Origin of the sequence: Bradyrhizobium sp. CB82, assembly GCF_029714405.1 — a bacterium.
Lineage (GTDB): Bacteria > Pseudomonadota > Alphaproteobacteria > Rhizobiales > Xanthobacteraceae > Bradyrhizobium.
The window spans coordinates 8,828,971-8,851,796 of sequence record NZ_CP121650.1 but is presented as its reverse complement, the minus strand read 5'-3'; the positions used below and the strand labels follow the sequence as shown (position 1 = coordinate 8,851,796).

Here is a 22,826-nt window from a genome sequence, read left to right as displayed (position 1 = left end):
GGATAGGGGAGAATTATGGTGCAGGAGTGCGCTGAGCCATTGACGGTTCACACGATTTTGCGTCCTAAACAGAATGATCCGGAAGCGGGCCATCCGCCATTTCGGGGCAAGGAAAATGAGGAGGGGAGTGGTTATGAGGACGGCATTCTGGCTGGCGGGCGCGGCTGCGCTGGTGCTGGCAAGCCCGGCATCGGCTGGCGACACCATCAAGATCGGCTTCGTCTCGACCTTCAGCGGCCCGACCGCTGTCATCGGCAACGACATGCGCAACTCTTTCGAGCTCGCGCTCGACCATCTCGGCCGCAAGATGGCCGGCAAGCCGGTCGAGGTGATCTACGAGGATGACCAGCAGAAGCCCGACGTCGGCAAACAGAAGACCGAGAAGCTGGTGCAGTCCGACAGGGTCGATTTCATCGTCGGCTACATCTGGTCGAACGTGCTGCTCGCCTCGCTCAAGACCGCGGTGGATTCGCAGACCTTCCTGATCTCGGCCAATGCCGGCCCGTCGCAGCTCGCCGGCGAGCTCTGCTCGCCTTACGTGTTCTCGACCTCCTGGCAGAACGACCAGACGCCGCAGGCGATGGGTCAGTACATGAATCAGAAGGGCGTCAAGAGCGTCTTTCTGATCGGGCCGAACTACGCCGCGGGCAAGGACATGCTCGCGGGCGTCAAGAGCACCTTCAAGGGCGAGATCAAGGGCGAGGAATATACCGTCTGGCCGAGCCAGCTCGATTTCTCCGCCGAGCTGTCGAAGGCCCGCGCGTCAGGCGCCGAGTCGATCTTCGTATTCTATCCGGGTGCTGCCGGCGTGCAGTTCCTCAATCAATACGTCCAGGCGGGCATGAAAACCCAGATCCCGCTCTATACGGTGTTCACCGTTGACGAGCTGTCGCTGCCGCTCCAGAAGGAGAATGCGCTGGGCATTCCCGGCGCGCAGGAATGGGTCAACGACCTCCCCAACGACGAGAACAAGCGCTTCGTCACCGACTACCGCAAGAAGTACACCAACCTGCGACCGACCTATTACGGCGCGCAAGCCTACGATGCGGCCCAGCTCATCAACAGCGCGGTCGTTGCGGTGAAGGGCGACACCAGCAAGAAGGACGCGATGAAGGCCGAGATGGAGAAGGCCAACTTCAAGTCGCTGCGCGGCTCGTTCAAGTACGGCAACAACCACATCCCGATCCAGAACTTCTATCTCCAGGACGTGGTGAAGGACGCGGACGGCCAGCTTGCGCTGAAGACGGTCGCCACCATCCTCAAGGACGACCAGGACCGCTTCCACGACAAGTGCCCGATGAAGTGATATCCGGCTCTCTCCTCTCCCTCTCCCCGTTCCTACGGGGTGAGGGGCGGCGTGAGGGGGTGTCTCCACGATAAAGATTAAGAGACGGATTCGCGGAGAGTCCTCTCACCCGCAATGCCCGCCGCGCGCGAATTGCGACCTCTCGCCGTAAGCGGGGCGAGGTGACGAGTTACACCCGCATCGCGTGGTCGATACGGCCTCTCGTGAAGGCTGTCCGCTACAAACGGGCGTAGACGATCTGACGCCCTCCATTCGAAACGCTGCACTCGAATTGACGACTCGGCTTTTGACCTTCCGCGGCTGACACTCCTCGACGTCGGGGAGAGGGGCCCGTCCAATTGCGGCGAGGGAGGCGACATGAATTTCCGGTACCCGTCGGACGCGATCGTGCCGCTTCATCGAGACCACCATCACGTTGACGATGATGGCAATGACAGGTTCGCTTTCGCCTCGAGGGACTCTGCACCTTCCTCCAGGCCGATTTCTGGAGATGATGGAGCTGGCGCCCATGGCCGGCTGTGGTTTGCGGGTCAGGAGACGCACTCTCCCATTGGAAACACGAGTCGGCACGACGCCGTGTCTTCCGAGCCCGATAGTGTCCGCCACGCCACTCCATCGGCTGGAATCGGAACCGGATCGGGCAATCCAGGGCCGGGTTCGATCCAGAGCGGAGACAGCGCGGCCGGCAATGGCGGAGACGGCCATTTCTATGGAGGCATCGTTCATGCCTCCATGCTGATCTATGAGCCGATCAACATATCGGTGTCCGTCGGATACGGCTCCGTTGCCCTGGCCCAGCAAACCAACGACGTGAATGTCGATCAATCCGCCTTTCAGATAGCGGGCGTCGGGGGAGATGGCGGCAACGGCAATCTCGCGTCGGGAGGCAGCGTCGGCGGAGCCTCCGCCGGCTCCGCTGTGGTCGCGACTGGCGGCAGCGGTGGCGGCAATGGGGGCGCGGGCTATTTCTCCGGCGCGTTGGTGGACGCTCCCGTCGTGATCTACCATCCGGTCAATATTGCGCTGGCGGGCCAAGGCGGCAACGCGTACGCAGGTCAGTCGAATGCGGTCGATCTCAATCAGTCGGTCGTCCAGGTCGCAGGTGTTGGCGGGAACGGAGGAAGCGGCAACGTCGCCAGTGGCGGCAGCGTCATCACGCTCGATCCCGCCTGGGGATCAAGCAACGGCGCAAGTGCCTGGCATCTGGTCGAGACGGGTGGCAGCCAGGCCGCCAATGGCGGAGACGGCTCCTTTCATGGAGAACTCGTACATACGTCCTTCGTGCTGTACGACCCGATCAACATCGCGGTCGCGGGTTACAATTCCAGTGCTTACGCGATTCAGACCAACAGCGTGTATGTGGATCAATCCGCCCTACAGATAGCCGGCATCGGAGGATATGGCGGCAACGGCAACATTGCGGCGGGCGGCAGCGGAAGCCTTATCTCCCATGGCCTGTGGGGCGGCTCCGACGCGATCGCGACCGGAGCAAATGGAACGGGCAACGGCGGGAGCGGCCACGTTTCGGGGAGCCTGATCGATGTCAGCGTCGCGATCTATGCTCCCATCAATATCGCAATCGCCGGCCCGCATTCGACGGCGGTGGCAGGTCAGACCAACGACGTGCACATCGACCAGAGCGCGGTCCAGATCGCCGGAGTGGGCGGCGACGGCGGTCATGGCAATCTCGCGCTGGGCGGCGATCTTGCCACGCATTTTTTGTCAGATCTCCACTTGATGGCGTAGCGAGACTAAAGCGCGATGAGATTAGGACGAAACGTCATCGCGCTTTAGGTTCTTGTTTGCGCATGATCTTTCCGGAAAACCGCGTCGCACTTTTCCGGATCATGCTTTAGCCGATCGCAACGAGGCCGGCCCTCTCGATGCGCCGCGCAGGCCAGCATTTTGACGCACCCCGATGTCTGCAACGTCAAGACGTCATCACGGAGGCCATACTTTCGTGCGTAGGCCCACCAAAGCGGATGGTGTCCAATTTGACATCTATCGCCGTCAAGGCTGCGGGGATCAGAGTTGCCGAGCGTGTCCGTCTGATCGGGATGGATGATGCGTGTAAGTCAACAAACGCAGGGAGGCTCAAATGTTGCCCAAAGCGATCCACATTTCAGATTCGATCGGATTCAAATCGATCGACACCGGCGGTCAAAGCGTAGGCAACGGCGGTGACGGTACTTTCAAGGGAGCCATCATCAACAAGCCGACGCTCACCTTCGACCCAACCAACAAGGCGGAAGGTGCCGACGTGCACGTCAACACCGGTGATCACGTCAAGCAAACTGCGGACTGGGACGCCGGCGGCGCGAACGCAACCGCTTCATGGTTTGCAAAAGCCCATGGCGGAACCGCAACGTCGAACGGAAGCCAGAGTTCGGACAGCGGCTACGATACCTCCAAGGTCTACGCGAATACGGATGCCACTCAGATCAACAAACTCTGGGTGGACCAGCACCAGGACGTGGCGGCCGGTATCGGTGGCAACGGCGGAAGCGGCAATGCCGCTTTGGGCGGAGAGGTGGACTTCCACTTCGACGTGCTCTGACCAGCTGCTCGTCGCGTGGCGGGGACCGGCGGCGCGTGCCGCCGGTCCCGGATTTGCAGCCAATGGTTCGTCGTCACGTTCGATCGACGGGCAGCCGTAAGGGCCAAACCCAATCTCCGGCGGTGACGAGAAATGCTGATGCCGTCCCTCCGAACACCGCTTCTGGCACCTGCCCGGACTCCGCTGGAGGCCGCGCTTTGGGCCTGCGCGGGCCCGCTTGGTCTCGTGTTCGCGTATAGCTGCAGCTACAATCTGCTGCTATTTGCGCCTTCCATCTACCTTCTTCAGATCTACGATCGGGTCTTGTCGAGCCGGAGTGGCGACACGCTTCTGATGCTCACCCTCATCGTCGCGGTCACGGTCGTCGTCGGTGGAGTGCTTGACGCACTGCGCCGCGTCCTATTGGGCCGCCTTGGCGCATGGGTTGAAGACCGACTTCGTCCTTCCGTGCTTTCGGCGTGCCTCGAATCCGCCTTCCGCAGCGATTGGCCTCAGTCGCCGGACACATATCGGGATCTCACGGCTCTGCGCCAGTTCGTCGAATCCAGCGCATGCCCGCTGCTGTTCGATGCGCTCTGGACGCCCCTCTTTCTCTGTGTCCTTTTTCTTGTTCATCCGTTGCTTGGGGTCGTGGCGGCCTGCAGCGTGGCTCTGATGTTCGGCCTCACGCTTGCAGGCGACCTGCTCACGGACGATGCTACGGTCAAGGCCGGCGCCGCGTTGTCCAAGAGCTACGGGCGGCTTGCCGCTGCGATCGGCAATATTCACTTGATCCGCGCAATGGGAATGGTGAATGGCACGGCGCGCCTGATATACAACGACGCGCAAGAAGCGCGCAGAGAGCACGACGTTGCCCTGTCGCGGTACGCGCTCGTCATGTTTGCGACCAAGCCGTTACGTGCGCTGTCGCAGGTCGTGATCATGGGAGCGGCAGCGTGGCTCGTGCTCGACTACGGCAAGAGCCCCGCTATCATTTTTGTGGCGACACTGATGTCTGGCCGTGCCATCGCACCGGTCGAGGGTGCGATTGCAAGCTGGAAATCACTCGCGGCGGCCATGAAAGCCTATCGGCGACTCGACGCCGTGCTCGTCGCAATTCCCGCCGCGGAAGTGATTACAGAATTCTCATCCCAGCGGCCGCGGAGCGGCCTCGTCGTCGATAACGTCAGCCTGAAGCTGCCCGGGTCCAACAACTTTCTGTTGAAGGGCCTCGCCTTCAGTCTCGCGCCCGGCGAATGCCTTGGCATCATCGGTCCGTCCGGCTCGGGCAAGTCGCTGCTTGGCCAGGTCATCGCCGGACTTACGATTCCGACGCACGGTCGCGTCCTGCTCGACAATGCAGACGTATCGCTGCTCCGCGAGGGGCGAGGCGCTCGCCACCTCGGATACCTGCCGCAAGACATCAATCTCTTTGGCGAAACGATAAACGAGATCATTGCGCGGCTTGATGATGCCGATCCACGGGAGATCGTCGAGACCGCCAAGCTCGTCGGCATACATGACGCGATCATGCGGCTGCCGCAAGCTTACCACACCGTGGTTCCAAGTGGGGGCGTGGCCTTTTCTCGGGGATATCGCCAGCGCCTCGGACTTGCTCGGGCCTTTTTCCGCAACCCACGCCTCGTCGTTCTCGACGAGCCGAACGCCAGCCTCGACTACGCTGGGGAGCGGATGCTGCTGGACGCCATCGAGCAATTGAAGATCGCCAATGTCATGGTGGTCGTCGTCACTCACCGAATGGGTATTCTCGGAGCCACGGACAAGATCGCCATCATGGATGGCGGCGCGGTCGTCGCGTTCGGCGAAAGCGAGGAAATGTTCGAGCGGCATCTGAGCAGGCCCCAGGTGATATCGCAATCCGCGCCAGCCGAGATCGCGCCCTCAACCGCCAAGGTGCCGGGACAGCCGGTTCGCCCATGATCTGGAAACAGGAAACGCGCGCGCCGCTGAGCACCCCACCCACCGGGCGACGGCTCGGTATCGAGATTACCGCAATCGACGATTACGAACCCCTCGAGTTTCCATGGTGCACGGCTCCGACGCCGATCTCGCCACGCACGAGACTCCGCGGTGTGACGCTCGCAGGCAATCTGCTCGTGCTCTGCTTCATGCTGGGGCTGGGCACGTGGTCGAGCCTTGCGCCTCTGGAGAGCGCGGCGATCGCTTCCGGCGTCGTGGAATCGGAGTCGAGCCGCAAGACGATTCAACATCTGGAGGGTGGCATCGTTGGGAGGATTCTGGTTTCGGACGGTGACCTCGTACGCAGTGGCCAGACCTTGATCGCGCTGGACGACACCAGGGCTCGCGCCGAGGTGCAAAGCCTTCAAGGCCAGTTGTGGGATGCAATGGCACGTGAAGCTCGGCTTGATGCCGAGCAGCGGGGATATGAGAAGCTCTCGTTTTCGGAGACGCTGGAGCGGGCGGCCAGCGCGAACCTGGCCGCCGCCACCATTCTGTCGACGCAGCAGACCGTCTTTTTGTCGAGGCGGAAGGTGTTTCAATCGCAGGTGACGGTCCTTCGAGAGAGGAGGGGGCAGGTCGAGAAGGAGATCGAGGGCCTCAAGGCCCAAGAGGCCGCCGTCGCGCAGCGCATCGACATCGCCCGGGAGGAACTCGACATGGTCGCCACCCTCGTCAGCAAGGGTCTCGAGCGGCGACCGCGCCTATTGAACCTTCAACGGGAACTGGCCGACATTGAGGGGCGTCGGGGCGAGATCGCCGCGCAAATCTCACGTGCCGGGCAAGTGATCGGTGAATCGCAGGCGAACTTGATCAAGCTGGAGAGCGACAGGCAAAACGAGATCGCACAGGCGTTGCGTGAAGCGCAGAACCAGATATTCCAGCTCCGCGAGCGGTTGCCGGCGGCCCAGGATCAATTGTCGCGAACAGAGATCAAAGCGCCCGAGGACGGCGTAGTGACCGACCTTCGGGTTCACACGCCGGGAGGCGTGATCGGAGCGGCTGCTCCACTCATGGATCTGGTGCCTCGGCAGGATCGCCTGATTGTCACCGCGCGCCTGAGGCCAGAGGACATCGACGTGGTTCATCCCGGCTTGAATGCTGAGGTCCATCTCCTCCCGTACAATCAGCGTCGTGTGCCGCGGCTGAAGGGTATCGTGACACACGTGTCGGCCGACCGGCTTCTCGACAAGCGCACCGACCAGCCATACTACGCGACGAAAATTCGCGTCGACGACGCGCAGATTGCCGCAAACGATATCCAGATCATTCCGGGGATGCCGGTTCAGGTTTTCATCACGACAGGGCGCGGCACCGTCGCGCTTTACGCGCTAAGGCCGCTGCTCGACAGTTTCCATGGCGCGTTCCGCGAAGATTGAGTGTCGCGTGGTTGCTTCTATGCCTCGGGAATCGAAGACGCGTTCGTGTCGGTGTCGCGACCGTGTGCCGACAATCGACCGCTCCAGCGCAGAACCGCCTCGGTCCGGTTGCGTGCGTCGCATTTTCGCATGATGTGCTGAATGTGCATTTTGACGGTGTTTTCGGAAAGGTTCAGCTTGGCGGCAATTAATTTGTTTGGCAGACCAAGCTCCAGTTCCGTCAGCACTTGCTGCTCGCGAGGTGTGAAATCGGTCGTAGTCCTGTCGGTCGCGCTTCTGTCGCCATTCGAGTACGCTGATCCAAGTGCGCGAGGATATGGCTGGTCGAGCCCGGGTGCCTTGCTCAACTCGATGACCGGCAGTGGCCGGTAAACCCCTCCGGCCAGAACAAGGCGCAGACCGGCAACAGCGACTTCGATGGGAAGCGAGGTGGGGAAGAAACCACGCACACCTCGCTGCATTGCGGCCAGTGCGGTAGCCTCGTCATCACGATTGGAGATGAGGGCGATGGAGGCATTCAGGCAGCACTCCGCGATCAGCGCAAGATCGTCCTCGACGATGCCATCGTCGGGCGGCTTGTCCCCGATGCTCAGCGCGACCAGACGAACGTCGCGTGCGGACACGCTATCCAGTCCTTGGGTGGTCGCCATGTCGACGATCTCGAGTGACGCCAGTTCGCGCCTGAGAATGCTCAGAATGCTCGTGCGTGTGAGCGTGAGCGGCTCGATGAGCAGCAGAACGGGCAATTGCAGGGATTCGTTGAGCCGTTCAGCGGAATGAACCTGATCGTGCATATTATCCTCGAATGCAAAGAACTCTGTAAGTCCACCTCACCAATTCCGCGACCGCAGCGCATTGCGCATCGGAAAACCGATGCTTCAATTCCATCTTGCGGTCCCGTCTGCGCATCCCTGGGCCGGGGGCGCAGCTGTCAGTTCAGTTGCCAGGAAATTCTTTCCACGCAATTCATCGCACGATCGCGTACCCGATGTCGCGATCGCACTCCGGTCTTCGATCGCGCGCATGTCTCTGCGACCTTTGGTTCGCATCCACCTCCGTTTTAGTTGCAGATGTTGCGATAAGCGATCGCCGCTGCCGAGCTTGCCGGTCCGTTGACAACGTAGGCATCGTTCTCCTTCACGAGATAGAGAAAGGGCCTTTCTCCGGTCTCCTCGCCCGAGGCATTTTTCCCTTTGACGCGCCCGCAAATGGTATCCACGGAACGTCCCAATGTATTCTTCCTGATGGCCCGCTTCATATCGCTGAATTCGACAGAGTTGGGATCCTCCATCTTTGCTGCGATCGAAGCCTTTGCCTTATTCAATATGGAGTCAGAAACTTCCGCGGCGGAATTGGATGGCGGGACGTGGATCCGTGTTGCCGGAGGCGATGCCTTGGCCAGATTGATGTTGCCGCGCTTCTTCTCCGATGGTCTTTCGGCCGATCTTGCCGCGATCGAAGGACTCGCTTTTGCAATCAAGGGCTCCGGCCCGAGGGCAGCAGGCTTCGCTGCGGGCGGGTGAGCCATTGCGACTCTGTCAAAACAGGGTTGCGAGCCGCAGCCCAGGAAGTAACCCTGGGAGGGAGCAAAGAAGCCAAAGCCGATCAAGATTCCGGCCAGCACGCCAATGAAAAGCAGTCCCATCCGATTCGCCTCCTTGGGGGCGGAGCTCGGCTTGCACTCTGACTAAAACGTACTTTCGCGCTGGTGATCCATTAGTTGCGCAAAAGCATTAAGCGCTCATTAAGCGTTTTTCAGATCAGAGGTTGCGCATCATCCATCAGATCACGCGAAGATTGATTCAATCGGCGTTTCGCAAGACCTTGCGCTGGTGCGAGTTCGGACTCAAATCCGCTGGCGCCTTGGTGGAATTCCTTCGAATCCGGTTGGGGGCGTGTTGTGGGGATTTGCCATGACTAGCGACTATTTGCCGCGCAGCGAGAAGCGGGAGATCATTTCAACCGCAGACAATGCCATGTCCAATGATGCGCCTCGGATTCTTGTCGCCACTGCTTCGGGAAGAGTTTGACGACGATGAATCGCCGCCAGATGAAGTTCTGCGGGTTCTTGAGGAGAATGCGCGGCTTCGTTCGGTCGAGCTATCGAACCTCCAGGAAATCTATCTGATCGAGAGTGGAATGCCGCGCTGAGGCCTGCTGAAGATCGTCGGCAGCCCGGTACGAGTCAGCGCTTGGCCGCTGTCCCATCAGACGCCGCCAAACGTGTTGCATCCGCTCAGATCCGTGGCATGCTTGCCGGGCGCACCTCGCGGGCCTGGGCGGCGAGGCGGATCGCCGCATTCGCTGCGCCAAAACCCTGATAGTTGCGGCGCTCGACGATCTCGAAGAAGAAGCGTTCGTCGAAGATGTGCGTATAGACCTGGAAGAACTCGCTATCGTCCTCGCGGTCGTAGAGGATCTGGTTCTCGCGAAGTTGCGCCATCACCTCGGGCGCGAGATCGTATTTGGCTTCGATGTCGTCGTAATAATTGTCGGGGATTGCCAGAAACTCCGCGCCGCGCTTGCGCATGGCGGCCACCGTCGCAAAGATGTCCCGGCAGGAGAAGGCGATATGCTGCACGCCCGAGCCAAAGAACTCCGAGATGAAGCGCGCCGGCAACGTGCGGTTGGCTGAGGAGCCGTTGAGCACGAAGCGCAGGCTCTGGTCGCCATTGATGATCGCCTGGCTCTGCACGAGGCCGCGGGGGTCCGCGATCTCCATCTGCGGCAGGCGGGTCAGATCGAGGATGCCGGTATAGAACAACAGCCACGACAGCATCTCGTCATAGGGCATCGACTGCGCGATGTGGTCGACCGCGAGAAGCTGATCGGCGCCGGCGTTGCTTGCGACCAGCTCGAAATCGGTGTCCCAGTTCTTGCCGGCCTGGTCGAGGAAATAGAGCAGGCTGCCGCCGACGCCGTGAATGGCGGGGATCTCCAGCTCGCCCGGGCCGACGGGCTGATAGAAGGTGCGAGCCTTCAGGGCTTCAGCGCGCGCCATGGCGCGGCTGGAATCGTCGACGTCGAGCGCGATGGCGCAGACGCCGGGGCCGTGCGTGACATAGTGGGAATGCGCAAAGCCGCCGGTCTCGCAGTTGATCACGAGCTCCACCTTGCCTTGCGTCCAGCGCTCCACTGCCTTGCTGCGGTGCTTGCCGGTCTTGCGGAAGCCGAGCTGCGAGAATAAGCCGGCAAGCTCGGCCGCCTTGGTCTCGTTGACGGCGAACTCGACGAAACCGGTGCCACGGCTCTTCGCCTTAGGGGCGAGCCGCTTGTCTGCGAGCTTCGGCCATTCTGCCGCGAGCTGGTCCTGCAACAGAATGAGCGAGCGCAGGCCGTCGGTCGCCGTCTGTGCAGCGGAGCCGGCGCGGAACTGGTCGTTGAAGATTTCGAGTGACAGTGGCCCGGCATAGCCGGTCGCCGCGATCGCTTCCATGAATTCGCCGACCGGCAGATCGCCCTGGCCGGGGAAGGAGCGGAAGTGCCGGCTCCAGGAGAGGATGTCGAGCTCGAGTCTCGGCGCATCGGCAAGCTGCACCAGAAAGATCTTGTCGCCGGGGATCGAGGCCATCGCGCGCGTTGGAAAGCCCGGCGCCAGCGCGTGAAAGCTGTCGAGGATGACGCCGATCGCCGGATGGTCGGCGCGGCGCACGATCTCCCAGGCATCGCGGTAGTCGTTGACGTGGCGTCCCCAGGCCAGCGCCTCGTAGCCGACGCGTAGAGAACGTTTTGCAGCGCGATCGCCGAGCGCGCGGAAATCGTCGGCGGCGCGGTCGATGCCGCCCAGCGAAGCCGGCGAGACGTTGCTGCATATCAGGAGGAGGTCGGTGCCGAGCTCCTGCATCAAATCGAACTTGCGCTCGGCGCGGGCAAAGTTGCGCGTGCGCTGCGGCTCCGGCATGCCCTCGAAATCGCGGAACGGCTGGAAGGCGCAGATTTCGAGGTTGAGATCCTTGCAGAGGCGCGCCACCTCGCGCGGGCTTGCGCCGAACGACAACAGGTCGTTCTCGAAGATCTCGACGGCATCGAAGCCGGCCGACGCGATAGCGCGGAGCTTTTCATCCAGCGCACCTGAGAGAGAGACCGTTGCGATCGAGCGTTGGTTCATACTGTCTGCTCCATGATCCGGCCCGGCGATATTTTGTGTCCCGTGCGCGCGGCCTCGCTGACGGCCTCGACGACCGCGAGCGTGCCCATCGCATCGTCAACCGAAATCAGCGGCTTCTCGCGGCCCGCGATCAGGCTAAGGAAATGCCGGAGCTGCTCGGCGAGCGGATCGTAGGCGGAAAGTGCGACGGCCTCGCGAAGGAGCGGCGCATGCCAGGTGGGATTTTGCGGATAGGACCACAGTTCCATATACGGCACCGACAGCGAGCAGCTGGTGCCGGCAAAGATGTAGCAAGGCTGGTCTTGCCTGGGATAGACCGCGTTCTCGCCCGAGGTCAGCTCCCAGCTCCACGGTGCGGGCGTTGCATCGGACACCGTCACCGTGCCCAACGCGCCATTGGCGAATCGCAGCAGCAGCGCGGCGGTGTCCTCGACCGCGAAGCCGCGGACCTTGTTCGAGGTCAGCGCCTGCACCTCGACGATCTCGCCGCAGATGAAGCGGAGATTATCGATGTCGTGAATGAGATTGATCAGGAGAGGTCCGCCGCCCACTTCGCGCCGCCAGGCGGTCTCGAAATATTCGTCGGGCTTCCTCAGCAGCCATAACCCGGCCACGGCGGTGAGCTGGCCGAGCCTGCCGTTCGCCACCGTCTCGCGCGCCGCTTTGATGATCGGATTATGCCGGCGGTGATGACCGACCAGCATCGGCACGCCGGTGCGTTTGATCGCGGTACAGAGTCGCTGGGCGGCGGCGACCGTGTCGGTCACCGGCTTCTCGATCAGCGCCGGCGTTTCTGCGGCCGCGCAATCGAGCGCCATCTGGAGATGCAGCGCATTCGGCGAGGCGATGATCAGCCCGTCCGGCTTTTCCTGCACCAGCAGCGCGCGGTGATCGGCGTGCCAGGGTGTGTTGCGCGCTTCGGCAAACTCCTTGGCCGCCGGCGACGGATCGGCAATCCCCGCAAGCACGCAGTCCGGCGAGGCGTCGATCAGCTCGATGTGGCGGCGGCCGATCAGGCCGGCGCCGGCAACGGCGATGCGCATCTGCGCGGTCATGCCGCACTCTCCTCCATTGCGCCGCCGAGGAAGAGTTGCCCGATGCGGGGATCGCCGAGGATATGCTCTGCCTTGTCGACGCCGGCGCCGTTTGCGCCGATGATGGTGGTGATGGTGGCCTGCGGCACGGTGAAACTCGTGCCGTTCGGAATCGTCGTCTTGCCGTAGCCGCCGACGGGATTGTGAACCGAGAGAATCGGGGCGCTCATCACTCGCCTCCTACCGCATGATTCGGAAAAGTGCGCAGCAATTTTCCGAAAAGATCATACGCACACAACAATCTAAAGTGCGATGACGATTCATCTCATTCTCCAACGCGCTTTAATGTCCGAGATGGGCTTCGATTACGGCTGGGTTCCTGTGCACCTCGTCCGGTCGCCGCATCGCCAGGCCCTTGCTCTGACATCACCATCACGCGCGAGCACAGCGAGACCACGAATTCCATGTTGTGCTCGATCGCCACGAAAGTTGCGTTCTTCTCGCGGTTGATTGCGATCAGGCGCTCCTTGAGGTCCGCCAGCATCGTCGGTTCACGCCGCCGGGTCAGTTTTGCAAGCGGCCTTGTTTCCGGCCGCTTTCCGTCAAGCTGCCTGATAGGCGCCGCTGCGTGCCGCCATCACGGCGTCAAAAGCCTCTCCCATGACCTCGGTCGACGGGGCAAGGCCAGTGAACAGTTCGAACGCGTCCGCGGCTTGGTAGATCGCGAGCTCGCGCCCGGTCATGATCCGTGCGCCCGTGGCCTTCGCGGCCGCGAGCAGCGGGGTGATCAGCGGTGAGTAGACGGCGTCGGCGACCCAGAGGTTTGCACGCAGCAGCGCCGGCTGCACCGGGGTGTCCCGGTTCGGCAGCATGCCGACCGGCGTGCCGTTGACCAGGCCGGTTGCGCCCTCGAGCGCATCCTCGACGCTCGAGGCGACCCTCGCGCCGACCTTTGCGTCGTTCGTGTTCAGGAGCGAGGCGAGCTTCTCCGCCCGCGCCGGCTCGCTGTCGACGATGCGAATGTCGGAGACCTTCCGGCTCGCCAGCGCAAAGGCGATCGCCTTGCCGACGCCACCAGCGCCGATCAGGGCGACCGCGTTGTCCGCAGGCGCCAGCAGCGGCGCCACCGCGCGGGCAAATCCCGTGGTGTCGGTGTTGTGGCCGATCAGCCGGCCATCCCGGACGACGACGGTATTGACTGCGCCCAAGGCGGCAGCGCCCGGCGCAAGCTCATCGAGCAGCGGCACCACTTTTTCCTTGTAGGGATAGGTGACGTTGACGCCGGCGAAGCCGAGGCGCCGCACCCCCTCGAGCATTGTGCTGAGGCCGGCGGCATCCGCGCCGGCGACCTCGATGAGCTGGTAGTGGCCGCGCAGCCCCAGCGCCTCGGCGGCGCGCTCGTGCATGGAAGGCGAGGCGGAATGCGCAATCGGCGCGCCGATCAGGCCGGTGAGGATTTTCTGAGGTCGGCGGGTTGACATATCCGGATTGGTCTCGGTGTGTGTTTCGCCACGCGGTGTTGCGCGGAAATTGGCAAAGCTCAAGCCCGACGATAGCCTGACCCCTGTCTAACACAATTACTCATTTATCCTACGAACCTAACATAATGTTATTTCTTGCGCCCGCGTGCCGCGGCGCCCTTCTGGCTGCTGTGCGAGGGCTCGATCGCGCGCATCTCGGCGCGTAGCTGCTCGATGAAATATTCGACATGGAGCGAGAGCGGCGCGCCGCGCTTGACCGCGACATAGGTGTCGAACCGCGTCGGCTCGGTGATCTTCAACAGCTCGATGCCGGGATAGCCGCCATGAGCGACCGTGAACTGGTCGATGATCGCGATCCCGAGTCCCGCCTTCACCAGCGCGCATACGGTGGTGCCGAAGCGGGCGCGGATGGTGATGTTGTAGTCGAGCCGGTGACGGGCAAAGATCGCGGCCATGATCCGCCCGTAAGGATCGTTCGGATCGATGCCAATCAGCGGATAGCGCGTGATCTCGGCCGCCGAGACCTGCTTGCGGCCAGCGAGCTCATGGCCGGGCGGCACGATGCAATAGAGCTCGCCCGAGGCGAGCGGCATGAAGTCGAGGCCGGAATGTTCGAGGCGATAGCTCATCGCGACACACTCGCCGCGGCCGAGCATGAGATAGTCGATCGCTTCCTCGAGTTTCAAGATGTTGATGTCGATGCCGAGGTCCGGATAGCGCCGCCGCACGCGCTCGATCGCGCGCGGTACCATCACCTGCGCGATGCTCGGCACCGAGCCGATGCGCAGCTCCGACAATCCGCCGCGGCCGATCTTGGAGATGATTTCGGAGAGGTCGTCGACCTTCTTGTAGACGCCGTTGATCTGCTCGAAAATGTTCTCGGCCTCGGGCGTCGGGAAGTAGCGTCCATTCTGGCGCTGGAAGAAGCGGATACCAAGCGAGCGTTCGGTGTACTTGACGAGACGGCTGATGCCGGGCGCCGAGACGTTCAACAGCTTCGCCGCGCCGCCGATGGTCCCCGTCACCATCACGGCACGGATCACTTCGACCTGGCGCAGCGTCATCATGCTCTTGGACAATCCCCGATGGACGATCGTGAGCGACGATCATCTCACGACAGACGTCATGTCATCCAGCCGCAAATGTCCGTCAAATGAACGGCTGTGTGGTTTTCCCGTGCAGGGGGGGGACGCCGGTCCAACGACGTTGGCAAGGTTGTTTCGACCAAAATCAGCCCGTTATAATGGAATGTCGGCGCCGTGGCATGATCCGTCTCATCGGCGCCATTGCTGCAACTGCGTTCTAGCTCGCCGGTCCCTCGGGCGAGGCGCTGTCGGGCAGATCGGCGCGTTCGCTTTCCAGCACCTCGCGCGCGAACTCGATGATCTTCTGCTTGTTCGCTATCTCGCGGACAGCGAAGAACACGCGGTTGAGTTCCAGGCCGAGCACGCTGTTGAGGGCGATGTTCTCGTCTTCCATCGTGGCTTTCCCGCTCCAGACGCCACAGGTGTAACTTGACGCCCATTCTTCCACAAGTAGATTAAATCTTCAGTGCGGGTCGCCACCGCAAAACTACGGGAGCGACAAGTTGAGTCAACCTCCAAATACATGCTATACGGGAGGGCGTGGGTCAGGAAACGCGCCGATGTCCGCCGTAGACTCTGCCGTAGATTATGGCCGGGAAGCGCTCGACTTCATTGAAGGCCTGGGGACCTACCGCAAGGTACCGGACGCCATGAATGCGCTCGAAGCGGCGTTCGGTCGCTTCGGCTTCGAAACCATCATCGTGACGGGATTGCCGAATCCCGACCAGCGGTTTGCACAGATGGTGCTCGCCAAGTGCTGGCCGCCGGGATGGTTCAGTCTCTACACTCAGAACAACTATGACCGTGTCGACCCGGTGGTGCGGCTGTGCCGGCAATCGGTCAATCCGTTTGAATGGTCGGAAGCGCCCTATGATGCCGACCTCGAGCCGGATGCGGCCGAGGTGATGAATCGCGCCACCGATTTTCGCATGTCGCGCGGCTTCATCGTGCCGATCCACGGGCTCACCGGCTACGAGGCCGCGGTGTCGCTCGGTGGCGTCCATCTCGACCTCAATCCCCGCAGCAAGCCGGCGCTGCACCTGATGGCGATTTACGGCTTCGACCATATTCGCCGCTTGCTCGAACCGGCGCCGCATCCCTCGGCGCGCCTCACCCCGCGCGAGCGTGAGGTGATGGTCTGGGCCTCGCAGGGCAAGTCGGCCTGGGAAATCGGCCAGATCCTGCACATCACGCAGCGCACTGCCGAAGAACATCTTGCTACTGCGGCGCGCAAGCTCGGCGCCGTCAACCGCACGCATGCGGTTGTGCTGGCAATTCGCAACAAGATCATCAATCCTTAAGCGACATACTGGGAAATTTCCCAGTATCGAACCTGCCTCTTTTCGCAGAGGCTGCCCCCATTGAGGCTGAATGGGGGTTTTTCATGATTCACGCAATTTCCGCGGTAAATCGTCACCTTTATGAAGACGTGATCGAGCAGCATTTCCGACTGCGCCACGACATCTTCGTCGAGGAGCGGCGCTGGGAGACGCTGCGCAAGCCGGATCGCCGCGAGATCGATTCCTACGACAACGAGGACACTGTCTATCTGCTTGCGCTGGAGGGGCGCCGCGTCATTGGCGGTCACCGGCTCTACCCGACGACCAAGCCCTCGATGATGAGCGAGGTCTTCCCGCATCTGGCTGCGGTTCGCGGCTGCCCTGCCGATCCACTGATCTGGGAGTGGTCGCGCTACTTCATCGTGCGTGATCGCCGCGACGGAGCTCTCAACCTGCAACTGATGGCGGCGGTGCAGGAGTTTTGTCTCGGCCAGGGAATTGCGCAGGTCAGCGCAATCATGGAAACCTGGTGGTTGCCGCGCTTTCAGGAGGCCGGCTTCGTCGTGACTCCGCTCGGCTTGCCGGCGCTGGTGGAAAACGCGTGGACCTTGGCGGCCACGATCGACATTCGCCGGCAGACGCTCGATGCACTGCATGGTCGCATCGGCGTGGCTTCGATCGTGCGACAGGACGGTCCCCGTCTGGACGCCGTCGCCCGTGCCAACCTCTGCGGCTTCGCTGCTGCGCAACGAAAGAGCGCCTGAGATGTCGAACATGATGCGGGACAACCAGATCATTGCGCGAACCAAGGACGAGAACCTCTGCTACATGTCCGACATGGCGCTCGAGCTCGCGCAGATGGCGGAAGACTCCGGACTGGCTACGCTTGCCTATCTGTTCCGGATGGCTGCGCTGGAGGCCGCGACGGTCAACATCGAGCGTGCCGAGCCGGCCGATCTTCCCCGCCAGATGACGTCGCACTAGACGCATCCCTCTTCATTTCAACGAAGGCTTTCGCCCTCTCCCAACGAACGCCCCCGGGGTGGGGTGATCGTCGTCGGCGACGTGCGTACCGCCTCGCATCCTGCGATGGCGCGATGCGCCTGCCGCCGGTAACCTGACCGTTCAATTTTTACCCTGCGTCCTCTCCGAGCAGACGGCAGGTGCGGCAGGTTGTCTCATCCGCAAACGGCAGCCTTCTTGCAAGTCAGTTTGCAAGTCCGGGTCGGATCGAAAGCGCCGAGATGCAACAAAGTGCATGTCGGGCGCAGAATCGCTCTTGCGTCGGAACGATACTGCCGTTACCGATTTTTGCCTTGAAGAGGCAGGGGGAGCTCTTTCACTGATGGCGGCCGTGTTCGAACATCGGCGCAACGTGATGCGTGGCTGAAAGAGCATCGATGCTGCTCGTCGTCGAACAATTCCTCAACGGATTGCAGTTCGGGCTGCTTCTCTTCCTGCTGGCCGCCGGGCTGACGCTGGTGTTCGGGATCATGGATCTCGTCAATCTCGCGCATGGCTCGCTCTACATGATGGGCGCCTATTTCGCCGCGACCTTCGTGGCCTGGACCGGCAATTTCCTGCTGGGCGCGCTGCTTGCGCTCGGGGCGACGCTCGTGCTCGGCATCGTGCTCGAAGTCGTGGCGCTCAGGCATCTCTATGGCCGCGATCATCTCGACCACGTGCTCGCGACCTTCGGGCTCATCCTGTTCTTCAATGAAGCGGTGCGGCTGATCTGGGGTCCGGCGGGCCTGGCACTCCCTCTGCCGCCCTGGCTCACCGTGCCGGTGCCGATCCTGCCCGGCGTCTATTATCCGGCCTATCGGCTCGCCATCATCGTGGTCGCCCTGCTGGTCGCGCTGCTGCTCTATCTCGGCGTCATGCGCACCCGCATCGGCATGCTGATCCGCGCCGGCGCCTCCAACCGCGAGATGATCGGCGCGCTCGGCATCAACATCAAGCTGCTCTACACGCTGGTGTTCGGCTTAGGGGCTGCACTCGCGGGCCTCGCCGGCTTGATGCAGGCGCCGATCCTCACCGTGCAGATCGGCATGGGCGAGAACATCCTGATCCTTGCTTTCGTCATCATCGTGATCGGCGGCATCGGCTCGATCCGCGGCGCGTTCCTCGCGGCGATCTTCGTCGGAATGATCGACACGCTCGGCCGCGCCTTCCTGCCGAATCTGCTGCGCCAGATCCTGAGTTCGACTGCAGCGTCCACAGCAGCGCCAGCGCTGTCTTCGATGCTGATCTATCTCCTGATGGCGATCGTGCTGGTGGTGCGGCCGGAGGGGCTGTTTCCGGCCAGTCGCCGATGAAGACCCTGGGCGTGAGCAAGGTCGTCACGGCCCTGGTGCTGGCAGGCCTCGTGCTGCTGCCGCTCTATTCGCAGCTGTCTGGCAACATCTTCATCCTGACGCTGTTCACCCGCATCGTCATCCTGGCGCTGGCGGCCGCAAGCCTCAACCTCATCATGGGCTATGGCGGCATGATGAGCTTTGGCCACGCCGCCTATCTCGGCATCGGCGGCTACGCCGTCGGCATCCTGGCGCAGGAGGGCGTCGGCTCCGGCTTCGTCCAGTTTCCGGTCGCGCTCGCTGCCTCTGCGACTTACGCGCTCGTGATCGGCGCGCTGTCCTTGCGCACGCGCGGCGTCTATTTCATCATGATCACGCTCGCCTTCGCGCAGATGGCCTACTACGTCGCCTCGGGCCTCGCGCGCTATGGCGGCGACGACGGTCTCACCGTCTACAAGCGCAGCGACTTTTCCGGGCTGGTCAATCTCTCCAGCCGTGTGCAGTTCTACTATCTCTGCCTCGCCTGCCTGTTCGGCGTCATCTTCCTGATCTGGCGCATCGTCAATTCACGCTTTGGTCTCGTCGTGCAGGGGCTGCGCTCCAACGAGCAGCGGATGCAGGCGATCGGCTTTCCGGCAAAACGTTACCAGCTCGTCTGCTTCGTCATCGCGGGCACGATGTGCGGCCTTGCGGGGGCGCTGCTCGCCAACAACACCGATTTCGTCAGCCCGGCCGTGATGTACTGGACCCGCTCCGGCGACCTCATGGTGATGGTGATCCTCGGCGGCATGGGTACGCTGTTCGGCCCGGTCATGGGTGCGGTGGTATATCTGCTGCTGGAAGAATTCCTGTCGCAGATCACCGAATATTGGGCGCTGATCATGGGCCCGCTCTTGCTGCTGATCGTGCTGTTCGGCCGCGGCGGCATCATGGGCCTGCTCGGGAGGGCCGGTCGTGGCTGAACCGCTACTTCGCGTCGAAAATCTGGTGCGCCGCTTCGGCGGCATCACCGCAACCGACCGCGTCTCGCTTGATGTCGCGGCCGGCGAGCTGCACGCCATCATCGGCCCGAACGGCGCCGGCAAGACCACGCTGATCAGCCAGCTCACCGGGCACCTCTCGCCGCATGCGGGCAGCGTCTCGCTGGGCGGGCGCGATATCACCTATCTGCCGGCCTTTCGTCGCTGCGCGCTGGGGCTCGCGCGCTCGTTCCAGATCACCTCGCTGCTGCTCGACTTCACCGCTGCCGACAATGTCGCGCTCGCAGCGCAGGCGCACGCCGGCACCTCGTTCCGCTTCTTTGCCAATGCGCGGAAGGAGAAGGGCCTGCGCGATGCTGCCCATGCCGCGCTCGATCGTGTCGGCCTGTCGCATCGCGCGGATGTCCTGGTGTCCCGGCTCAGCCATGGCGAGCGGCGCGAACTCGAGCTTGCGGTTGCGCTGGCGAGCAAGCCGAAGATCCTGCTGCTGGACGAGCCGATGGCCGGACTCGGCGTCACCGAATCCCAGCGGATGGTGAAGCTGCTTCAGGATCTGCGGAAAGAAGTCTCGATCGTGCTGGTCGAGCATGACATGCCAGCGGTGTTCGCGCTCGCCGATCGCATCTCGGTGCTGGTCTATGGCCGCGTCATTGCCTCCGGTGATCCGGCCGCAATCCGAGGGAACGACGAGGTCAAGCGCGCCTATCTCGGCGATCAGCATGTGGTGACGCGCCATGGTTGACCGGATGGCTGACACGCTGCTCGACGTCGACGGCATCGAGACCTGCTACGGGCTCTCCCAGGTGCTGTTCGGCCTGTCGCTATCGATCAAGGCGGGCGAGATGGTCTCGTTGATGGGCCGCAACGGCATGGGCAAGACCACCACCATCCGCTCCATCATGGGCCTGACACCAGCACGCGCGGGCGCGATCCGCTTTGCAGGCTCGGAGGTGCGGCAGCTTCCGTCCTACCGGATCGCAAAGCTCGGCGTCGGCCTCGTCCCCGAGGGACGCCAGATCTTTCCAAACCTCACCGTGCGCGAAAATCTCGTCGCGGCCGCCGCCGACCGCTTTGACAGTGACAAACCCTGGACGCTCGCTGCGATCTACGTCCTGTTCCCGCGCCTTGCCGAGCGCGCGTCCAACATGGGCAATCAGCTCTCCGGCGGTGAGCAGCAGATGCTTGCGATCGGCCGCGCGCTGATGACCAATCCAAAGCTCCTGATCCTCGATGAAGCGACCGAAGGCCTCGCTCCGCTGATCCGCGAGGAAATCTGGAATTGCCTGTCGCTGCTCAAGAAGCGCGGTCAGTCGATCCTGGTCGTCGACAAGAACGTCGACCACCTCGCCCGCATCTGCGACCGCCACTACATCATCGAGCGCGGCAAGACGGTGTGGAGCGGCACCTCGGACGAGCTGACGGCCGAGCCGGAATTGCAACACCGGTTTCTGGGGATTTAGATTTTCCGCGGCCCTTGCCGCGTCACCGGCAATGAGGGAATGCTCGCCTCAATCCCGCGGTTTCGTCCTGGCGCAGGCCAGTTTGCGCATGGGAAAGCCCGCTATTTGGTCAATCCGTCTTACCTAAACGCATCAGTCGCGCTCAGCGCGACAGGCGATGCGCGCCGATCTCGATCAATGTGGCACGGCAAGACAGGCGGTAAATCAGGCTGAATAATTGACTCCACATGACCGAACTCCATTGTCTGATCATATGCCTGCAGAGTAGCGCGGCAGTTTTTCCGGCGGTTTTCGAGGGATGGGGAAGATGGCTTCGTCCGGCGACGATGTGATGTCGTCGGAACAGGCGGGACGAAGTCGCCTCACAGCGGTGTGAGATGTGAGCGGGTGGCGCGGTATGGCGCCGCCGTGACTACCCCTATCAGAACATCTCGAAATATTCGCGATGCTCCCAGTCAGTCACCTCGGCCAGGAAGCGGTCGATCTCGGCATTTTTGATGTGGGTGTAGTAGTCGACGAATTCTGCCCCCAGCTTTTCGCGGAAGAACGGATCGTCCTTCAGCGCGCCGACGGCATCGCGCAAGGATTTTGGCAATAGCGGCGCCTTGGCCTCGTAGGGCGTATCCGCCGACGGGCCGGGATCGAGCTTCCGATCGACGCCGTCCAGCCCCGAGAGGATCTGCGAAGCCATGTAGAGATAAGGATTGGCGGCGGGCTCGCCGATGCGGTTCTCCAGACGCGTTGCTGGATCGTTCGCTCCGCCGAGCACGCGGATCATCACGCCGCGATTGTCGCTACCCCAGATCGCGCGGTCCGGCGCCAGCGAATAGGAGCGGTAGCGCTTGTAGCCGTTGACGGTCGGTGTCGTGAACACGGTGGAAGCGCGGGCGTGATCGAGCAGACCCGCGAGCCAGGCGCGGCCGAATTCGCTCAGCGGCTGACTGGCCTCTTTCGCCATGAACAGATTCTCATCCGTAGCGCGCGAGGTGACCGACTGGTGCAGATGCCAGCCGCTCGCGAACACGTTCGGCAGTTTTGGCCGGCACATGAAGGTGGCGTGATAGCCGTGACGGCGCGCGATCTGCTTCACGGCAGAGCGGAACAGCACCATGTTGTCGGCGGGCTCGATGCCCTTCCGCGGCTGGAACGTAAATTCGCACTGGCTCGGCCCGAACTCGACCTCGACGGAGCGCAAGGGAAGCCCGAGCGCGACGATGTCGCGGCGCAGGATCTCCAACACCGGCTCCATCTGATCGAAGCGCTGTTCGGTGAGGTACTGGTAGCCGTGGTTGAGCAGGCTCACTGACGGCGGCGTGCCGGGCTGGCCGGCATCCTCTGGGCGCATATGCGCGTCATCGAGCCTGAAGATGTGGAATTCCACCTCGAGGCCCGCGACGAAGTCGCAGCCGCGCGCGCCGAGCTCATCGAGCACGCGCTTGTAAAGCCCACGCGTCGCGAACGGCACCGGCCGTCCGTCATCGAAGTAGAGATCGCACAGCAGCCAGCCGGTGGTGGGCGCCCATGGCAGCACGCGGAACGTGGTGGGATCGGCGACCATCAGCACGTCGGCCGCGCCCTCCATCTGCTTCATCCCGAAGCCGCCGCCGGCGGTGAACACCGGGAATACTGTTCGATGCGAAGAATCCTTGGCGAGCATGGTCGTGGTGATGGAGCAGCCGCTCTCCAGCGAGGCGATCGCCTCGGCCGCAATGATGGTCTTGCCGCGCAAAAGACCGTGCTGGTCGGGGAAGGCGAGACGGATGACTTCGAGGTTCCTCTCCTCGACGATCCGCCGCACGCGCAGTGCCGCGTCCTTCTGCTCAGCCGACCAAAGCCCGTGACGCGTGACGAAACTCACTTTGATGGCTCCTTCTTGCTCGGTGAGAGCGTGGCCCACGCT

The 22,826-nt window shown here is 62.5% G+C and carries 20 protein-coding genes and 2 pseudogenes; 12 read left to right on the top strand and 10 right to left on the bottom strand.

Features of this window, described 5'->3' with window-relative positions; translation table 11 throughout:
- The first annotated feature begins 133 nt into the window (after nucleotides 1-133).
- The 5 genes from QA640_RS41950 (at nucleotide 134) to QA640_RS41930 (ending at nucleotide 7,201) form a co-directional block, all read left to right on the top strand.
- On the top strand, nucleotides 134-1,306 hold the full coding sequence (locus tag QA640_RS41950; protein ID WP_283038450.1) for an ABC transporter substrate-binding protein: 1,173 nt from the start codon (nucleotides 134-136) through the stop codon (nucleotides 1,304-1,306).
- 732 nt (nucleotides 1,307-2,038) lie between these two features.
- Complete coding sequence (locus QA640_RS41945; protein WP_283038449.1) at nucleotides 2,039-3,052, top strand: hypothetical protein; 1,014 nt, start codon at nucleotides 2,039-2,041, stop codon at nucleotides 3,050-3,052.
- A gap of 352 nt (nucleotides 3,053-3,404) precedes the next feature.
- Nucleotides 3,405-3,863, top strand: a complete 459-nt coding sequence (locus QA640_RS41940) for a hypothetical protein (protein WP_283038448.1) — start codon at nucleotides 3,405-3,407, stop codon at nucleotides 3,861-3,863.
- A gap of 132 nt (nucleotides 3,864-3,995) precedes the next feature.
- Complete coding sequence (locus QA640_RS41935; protein ID WP_283038447.1) at nucleotides 3,996-5,783, top strand: ATP-binding cassette domain-containing protein; 1,788 nt, start codon at nucleotides 3,996-3,998, stop codon at nucleotides 5,781-5,783.
- Complete coding sequence (locus tag QA640_RS41930) at nucleotides 5,780-7,201, top strand: HlyD family type I secretion periplasmic adaptor subunit (protein ID WP_283038446.1); 1,422 nt, start codon at nucleotides 5,780-5,782, stop codon at nucleotides 7,199-7,201. Before QA640_RS41935 ends, QA640_RS41930 begins: the two co-directional genes overlap by 4 nt.
- A gap of 17 nt (nucleotides 7,202-7,218) precedes the next feature.
- Here QA640_RS41930 and QA640_RS41925 read toward each other — a convergent pair whose 3' ends face one another.
- The 9 genes and pseudogenes from QA640_RS41925 to QA640_RS41885 form a co-directional block, all read right to left on the bottom strand.
- On the bottom strand, nucleotides 7,219-7,995 hold the full coding sequence (locus QA640_RS41925) for a response regulator transcription factor (protein WP_283038445.1): 777 nt from the start codon (nucleotides 7,993-7,995) through the stop codon (nucleotides 7,219-7,221).
- 266 nt (nucleotides 7,996-8,261) lie between these two features.
- Nucleotides 8,262-8,846, bottom strand: coding sequence for a hypothetical protein (locus tag QA640_RS41920; protein WP_283038444.1), 585 nt, complete (start codon nucleotides 8,844-8,846; stop codon nucleotides 8,262-8,264).
- 591 nt (nucleotides 8,847-9,437) lie between these two features.
- The gene (locus tag QA640_RS41915) at nucleotides 9,438-11,309 is read right to left on the bottom strand and encodes a sugar phosphate isomerase/epimerase and 4-hydroxyphenylpyruvate domain-containing protein (protein WP_283038443.1); all 1,872 of its coding nucleotides are present in this window, start codon (nucleotides 11,307-11,309) and stop codon (nucleotides 9,438-9,440) included.
- A complete protein-coding gene (locus QA640_RS41910; protein WP_283038442.1) occupies nucleotides 11,306-12,364 on the bottom strand; it encodes a Gfo/Idh/MocA family oxidoreductase in 1,059 nt (352 codons plus the stop codon). The genes QA640_RS41915 and QA640_RS41910 overlap by 4 nt, the downstream gene beginning before the upstream one ends.
- Before the next feature lie 80 nt (nucleotides 12,365-12,444).
- Nucleotides 12,445-12,573 (bottom strand): annotated as a pseudogene (locus QA640_RS41905) (ABC transporter ATP-binding protein); the annotation flags it as partial.
- 112 nt (nucleotides 12,574-12,685) lie between these two features.
- A pseudogene (locus tag QA640_RS41900) lies at nucleotides 12,686-12,893 on the bottom strand (ABC transporter ATP-binding protein); the annotation flags it as partial.
- 52 nt (nucleotides 12,894-12,945) lie between these two features.
- Entirely contained in the window at nucleotides 12,946-13,824 is an 879-nt protein-coding gene (locus QA640_RS41895; protein ID WP_283038440.1) for a shikimate dehydrogenase, read from the bottom strand.
- 128 nt (nucleotides 13,825-13,952) lie between these two features.
- On the bottom strand, nucleotides 13,953-14,891 hold the full coding sequence (locus QA640_RS41890) for a LysR family transcriptional regulator (RefSeq protein ID WP_283038439.1): 939 nt from the start codon (nucleotides 14,889-14,891) through the stop codon (nucleotides 13,953-13,955).
- A gap of 235 nt (nucleotides 14,892-15,126) precedes the next feature.
- Nucleotides 15,127-15,303 carry a hypothetical protein gene (locus tag QA640_RS41885; RefSeq protein WP_283038438.1) on the bottom strand — a complete coding sequence of 59 codons (177 nt, stop codon included), beginning with the start codon at nucleotides 15,301-15,303 and terminating at the stop codon, nucleotides 15,127-15,129.
- Nucleotides 15,304-15,469: 166 nt separating this feature from the next.
- Between QA640_RS41885 and QA640_RS41880 the strand changes: the two genes are divergently transcribed.
- From QA640_RS41880 to QA640_RS41850, 7 genes are all read left to right on the top strand, one after another.
- The gene (locus tag QA640_RS41880; RefSeq protein ID WP_283038437.1) at nucleotides 15,470-16,210 is read left to right on the top strand and encodes a LuxR family transcriptional regulator; all 741 of its coding nucleotides are present in this window, start codon (nucleotides 15,470-15,472) and stop codon (nucleotides 16,208-16,210) included.
- A gap of 83 nt (nucleotides 16,211-16,293) precedes the next feature.
- On the top strand, nucleotides 16,294-16,953 hold the full coding sequence (locus QA640_RS41875; RefSeq protein ID WP_283038436.1) for an acyl-homoserine-lactone synthase: 660 nt from the start codon (nucleotides 16,294-16,296) through the stop codon (nucleotides 16,951-16,953).
- 1 nt (nucleotide 16,954) lies between these two features.
- The gene (locus QA640_RS41870; protein ID WP_283038435.1) at nucleotides 16,955-17,173 is read left to right on the top strand and encodes a hypothetical protein; all 219 of its coding nucleotides are present in this window, start codon (nucleotides 16,955-16,957) and stop codon (nucleotides 17,171-17,173) included.
- 416 nt (nucleotides 17,174-17,589) lie between these two features.
- Nucleotides 17,590-18,507 (top strand): branched-chain amino acid ABC transporter permease, encoded by a 918-nt coding sequence (locus QA640_RS41865; protein ID WP_283038434.1) that lies wholly within the window; start codon nucleotides 17,590-17,592, stop codon nucleotides 18,505-18,507.
- Nucleotides 18,504-19,448 carry a branched-chain amino acid ABC transporter permease gene (locus QA640_RS41860; RefSeq protein WP_283038433.1) on the top strand — a complete coding sequence of 315 codons (945 nt, stop codon included), beginning with the start codon at nucleotides 18,504-18,506 and terminating at the stop codon, nucleotides 19,446-19,448. The genes QA640_RS41865 and QA640_RS41860 overlap by 4 nt, the downstream gene beginning before the upstream one ends.
- Nucleotides 19,441-20,208 (top strand): ABC transporter ATP-binding protein, encoded by a 768-nt coding sequence (locus QA640_RS41855; protein WP_283038432.1) that lies wholly within the window; start codon nucleotides 19,441-19,443, stop codon nucleotides 20,206-20,208. Before QA640_RS41860 ends, QA640_RS41855 begins: the two co-directional genes overlap by 8 nt.
- On the top strand, nucleotides 20,201-20,926 hold the full coding sequence (locus QA640_RS41850) for an ABC transporter ATP-binding protein (RefSeq protein WP_283038431.1): 726 nt from the start codon (nucleotides 20,201-20,203) through the stop codon (nucleotides 20,924-20,926). Before QA640_RS41855 ends, QA640_RS41850 begins: the two co-directional genes overlap by 8 nt.
- 421 nt (nucleotides 20,927-21,347) lie before the next feature.
- On the opposite strand, the gene QA640_RS41845 is transcribed toward QA640_RS41850, so the two are convergent.
- Nucleotides 21,348-22,784, bottom strand: a complete 1,437-nt coding sequence (locus QA640_RS41845) for a glutamine synthetase family protein (protein WP_283038430.1) — start codon at nucleotides 22,782-22,784, stop codon at nucleotides 21,348-21,350.
- Between the last annotated feature and the right edge of the window lie 42 nt (nucleotides 22,785-22,826).

What these genes read in the sequence shown, in the direction of transcription:
- QA640_RS41950 (WP_283038450.1), top strand. Translation starts at nt 134, where the DNA reads ATGAGGACGGCATTCTGGCTGGCGGGCGCGGCTGCGCTGGTGCTGGCA.
- QA640_RS41945 (WP_283038449.1), top strand. Translation starts at nt 2,039, where the DNA reads ATGCTGATCTATGAGCCGATCAACATATCGGTGTCCGTCGGATACGGC.
- QA640_RS41940 (WP_283038448.1), top strand. Translation starts at nt 3,405, where the DNA reads ATGTTGCCCAAAGCGATCCACATTTCAGATTCGATCGGATTCAAATCG.
- QA640_RS41935 (WP_283038447.1), top strand. Translation starts at nt 3,996, where the DNA reads ATGCTGATGCCGTCCCTCCGAACACCGCTTCTGGCACCTGCCCGGACT.
- QA640_RS41930 (WP_283038446.1), top strand. Translation starts at nt 5,780, where the DNA reads ATGATCTGGAAACAGGAAACGCGCGCGCCGCTGAGCACCCCACCCACC.
- QA640_RS41925 (WP_283038445.1), bottom strand. Translation starts at nt 7,995, where the DNA reads ATGCACGATCAGGTTCATTCCGCTGAACGGCTCAACGAATCCCTGCAA.
- QA640_RS41920 (WP_283038444.1), bottom strand. Translation starts at nt 8,846, where the DNA reads ATGGGACTGCTTTTCATTGGCGTGCTGGCCGGAATCTTGATCGGCTTT.
- QA640_RS41915 (WP_283038443.1), bottom strand. Translation starts at nt 11,309, where the DNA reads ATGAACCAACGCTCGATCGCAACGGTCTCTCTCTCAGGTGCGCTGGAT.
- QA640_RS41910 (WP_283038442.1), bottom strand. Translation starts at nt 12,364, where the DNA reads ATGACCGCGCAGATGCGCATCGCCGTTGCCGGCGCCGGCCTGATCGGC.
- QA640_RS41895 (WP_283038440.1), bottom strand. Translation starts at nt 13,824, where the DNA reads ATGTCAACCCGCCGACCTCAGAAAATCCTCACCGGCCTGATCGGCGCG.
- QA640_RS41890 (WP_283038439.1), bottom strand. Translation starts at nt 14,891, where the DNA reads ATGATGACGCTGCGCCAGGTCGAAGTGATCCGTGCCGTGATGGTGACG.
- QA640_RS41885 (WP_283038438.1), bottom strand. Translation starts at nt 15,303, where the DNA reads ATGGAAGACGAGAACATCGCCCTCAACAGCGTGCTCGGCCTGGAACTC.
- QA640_RS41880 (WP_283038437.1), top strand. Translation starts at nt 15,470, where the DNA reads ATGTCCGCCGTAGACTCTGCCGTAGATTATGGCCGGGAAGCGCTCGAC.
- QA640_RS41875 (WP_283038436.1), top strand. Translation starts at nt 16,294, where the DNA reads ATGATTCACGCAATTTCCGCGGTAAATCGTCACCTTTATGAAGACGTG.
- QA640_RS41870 (WP_283038435.1), top strand. Translation starts at nt 16,955, where the DNA reads ATGTCGAACATGATGCGGGACAACCAGATCATTGCGCGAACCAAGGAC.
- QA640_RS41865 (WP_283038434.1), top strand. Translation starts at nt 17,590, where the DNA reads ATGCTGCTCGTCGTCGAACAATTCCTCAACGGATTGCAGTTCGGGCTG.
- QA640_RS41860 (WP_283038433.1), top strand. Translation starts at nt 18,504, where the DNA reads ATGAAGACCCTGGGCGTGAGCAAGGTCGTCACGGCCCTGGTGCTGGCA.
- QA640_RS41850 (WP_283038431.1), top strand. Translation starts at nt 20,201, where the DNA reads ATGGTTGACCGGATGGCTGACACGCTGCTCGACGTCGACGGCATCGAG.